Genomic DNA, 2942 nt, shown 5'->3' on the forward strand with positions numbered 1-2942 from the left:
TTTTTCCAATATCGAACATCCACACGTGAAAAAGTAAATTCGCTTTTCTTTGGTGTCCAGCAGCGTAATAACCTTAAAATAAGCGTTTAAAGCAGAATAAATTGTTTCAATGTCCAAACAGTAACAATCAGCGACGTTAAGCCTTTCATCATCCAGATACTTTTTCCAAATAACCTCTCTAATCTCCTGTTTTTGTTTTTGTGATAAATTCAACAAATCAACAAACCCAATTCCCTCATTCACTCCAATCTCTGAAAAATCAACCTCAATTAGGCCCCTTACAAAATCACATCTCAGCCAGCCTCTGCAACACCTTCTTTTCCCTGAATGCCAGAGCAACAACCACGCCAACCAGAAGGACATTCAGAGCAACGAATTTATACACAGATCTCCTCGTATATCGGTGCAATCTCCTCAGACCGAAAGATTTTGCGAGTTTAAACACATCCTCAATCATCGACCTGATTGACCTGAAACTCTGCCAGTTTTCAGGCAAAGTCATCAATTTTCTCTTCAAACCCCTGAAAAGCTTCATATCCTCCTTCAAATTCCTGGAATCGAAAACACTCAGAGGGTAGCTCAGCATTCCATTTAATCTATCAGTATCGAAGTTCTTCCTCGGGAAGATCAGGGGAACAATCCTGTACTCGTTTACTCCGATCAAGTAATTCCTGTAGGCGTAGAATCCCTTGTCCATGATCACCGTATCTCCTGCAGATCTCCTCCACTATCTCGCCGGCCGTTATCGCTTTTTCAGAGTTCTTCAACACTCCAGAACCATCTCCTTCTTCGGTCTCTCCTTGACTCTCTCAGCATAGCCTATGAACCTGACAGATACAGCGTATCCATACACCCGAAAGCTAAGATTTTCCCTGTGCAGGTAGCTGGAGCGTAGAGGTACACATTCACGGTTTTGCTCCTAACACTCGCATAGGGTGAGGTGTGAAATCTCCGTTTCACAACCATCGTTGCGCACTAATCAGTCCCATGTTTCTGATTTTTGTCGTTGCTAATCTGGAATACGCAGATAAACTCTGAAAAGGAAGAAGGAGCGTTGATACCGCTCCAGAACCTGCAGCTCGAGGCTTTATCTGATTTCCGCGGTCGCGACCTTCAGAGCCATCTACCCGACCCTGCCAAACGTCATCAGGGTGAGCAGAGCGAAAAGATACACGGTGGTTACATGCGGATATAAAAGGCAGAAAATCATCACCAGAAATATCCTCTCGTCCCTCTTCCCCGGAATCTTCACCGTGATCCTCCTGTAGATGCTCTCACCGAAGTCCGCTCTGTACTTCTCGGCCACGTAGCTCACCATGAACGAGCCAAAGATTGCGAGCATGGCTACGAAAAACTCCTGGGGAGTTTTCAGCGTGGTGTAGGCAAGAGTGGATAGAAAGAAGAAATCGACCAGCCTGTCGAGGATGGAGTCTACCCACCCTCCAATCCTCGAAGTTTTCATCGCCACCCTCGCAATCTCCCCATCAACCCCATCCAGAATGGAACTGAGCTGGTAGATCAGCCCGGCTACGGGCACGCTGAAGAGCACGGAAATAGAGGACACAATCCCCACGAGGGAAGAGACGAGAGTGGCGTGGTTTGGAGACAGCCTGTTCACCAGCGCTCTCGAAATTCTCGTTGAAATCTTCCTGTTGAGGTGCCTTGACACGAAACCATCTTCTCCCTTAACCGCAAGGCTGAAGAGTGCCTTTTCCGCCCTTTTCACGTCTTCAGGAGTGTCCACATCCATCCAGAACCTCCCATCCACGCGATGAACTTTCAGTCCCGCTCTCCTCACCACCTCTGAAAGCTCCACGACCTCTCGCTCCCTGACGAGCTCTTCCGCATGCTCAAAGATGGACTCGTCCAGAACGAAGAAACCGGTGTCGACGCAGCAGAACCCGGTTAAGTGCTTGCCTATGTCCCTTACCTTCCCGTCCTCTACCAGAACCTTCGTCGCCTCCTCGATGCTGACGTACCTTGGCTGACCGTCGCAAACCAACCCCTCTCCTCTCAGGGCCTCTTTCACGAAATCCTGGCCAAAGACGTGATCACCCATCGCAAGCACGAACCTCCCGGAGACGTGATTCCTGGCGAGGTAGAGAGAGTACCCGTTCCCCCTTTCTGGGCGATCGTTGACAACCAGCCTGTAGTTCACATTGACCCGTCTCAGGAACTCCTCGATTGATTGCCTGTTCTTGCTGTTAACGACAACCACGAATTCGTCTATTCCATGGCTCGCGAGGAGCGTGATGGTCCTGTAAAGAATTTCCCTTCCGCCCACCTTCACGAGGGGTTTTACCCTGCCCCCCATTCTCGTGGCGAGTCCCGAACAGAGCAGGACCGCATTCATGTTTGAAAATTTTCAGCTCTCGGCAAAAATAGTTAATCCAGTTAAGGTAAAAATAGTAATCATTAAATATCCTCAAAAATAGACGCTCTTCAAAAAATAACGGTGTCTGAGATGATAGAAGTTGAGATTATTTCTGGCAGAACCATTGATCAGGGCAAAACGGTCGAGGAGAAGCTTTCTGAGGAATACTTCAAGGCCGTGAGCTACTGCGAGATCAACGAGGAGGACTTCAGAAAGCTCGGTCTCAAAGACGGAGACAGGGTTAAGGTGAAGACCGAGTTCGGAGAGGTCGTTGTCTTCGCGAGGGTTGGCGAGGTGCCAAAGGGTGTCATTTTCATCCCGATGGGACCGTACGCAAATCAGGTAATTGCAGACGACACTGACGGCACGGGAATGCCGAGGTTCAAGGGAGTAAGGGGAACCTTAGAGAAGACGGACGAGGAGGTAAAGTCGGTAAAGGAGCTTTTAGGGGTGGAGTGAATGGCGTACGCAATCTGCACGTTTTGTGGAAACGTTTGCGATGACGTGGAGTTTGACGTGAAGACCCAGAAGGGGAAGAAGCTCTGCGCTCTCGGGCTTGCGAAGGTCA

General features: G+C 49.0%; 4 protein-coding genes. 1 reads left to right on the forward strand and 3 read right to left on the reverse strand.

Going from position 1 to position 2942, the window contains the following annotated elements; genetic code table 11:
• The 3 genes from ACXJJC_RS04870 to ACXJJC_RS04880 form a co-directional block, all read right to left on the reverse strand.
• Positions 1 to 243 (reverse strand): hypothetical protein (locus ACXJJC_RS04870; RefSeq protein ID WP_456369780.1); only part of this gene is annotated, 243 nt, incomplete at its 3' end.
• 43 nt (positions 244 to 286) lie between these two features.
• Positions 287 to 703 (reverse strand): transposase, encoded by a 417-nt coding sequence (locus ACXJJC_RS04875; RefSeq protein WP_456369782.1) that lies wholly within the window; start codon positions 701 to 703, stop codon positions 287 to 289.
• Between the two features lie 420 nt (positions 704 to 1123).
• Positions 1124 to 2353, reverse strand: a complete 1230-nt coding sequence (locus tag ACXJJC_RS04880) for a bifunctional L-myo-inositol-1-phosphate cytidylyltransferase/CDP-L-myo-inositol myo-inositolphosphotransferase (protein WP_456369784.1) — start codon at positions 2351 to 2353, stop codon at positions 1124 to 1126.
• A gap of 111 nt (positions 2354 to 2464) precedes the next feature.
• Between ACXJJC_RS04880 and ACXJJC_RS04885 the strand changes: the two genes are divergently transcribed.
• Positions 2465 to 2833, forward strand: coding sequence for a molybdopterin dinucleotide binding domain-containing protein (locus ACXJJC_RS04885; protein WP_456369786.1), 369 nt, complete (start codon positions 2465 to 2467; stop codon positions 2831 to 2833).
• Positions 2834 to 2942: the final 109 nt, after the last annotated feature.

The sequence above is a fragment of the Geoglobus sp. genome, assembly GCF_054018175.1.

Bases quoted from the DNA above. Each gene is read 5' to 3' on its own strand.
- ACXJJC_RS04880 (WP_456369784.1), bottom strand. From the start codon at position 2,353: ATGAATGCGGTCCTGCTCTGTTCGGGACTCGCCACGAGAATGGGGGGC.
- ACXJJC_RS04885 (WP_456369786.1), top strand. From the start codon at position 2,465: ATGATAGAAGTTGAGATTATTTCTGGCAGAACCATTGATCAGGGCAAA.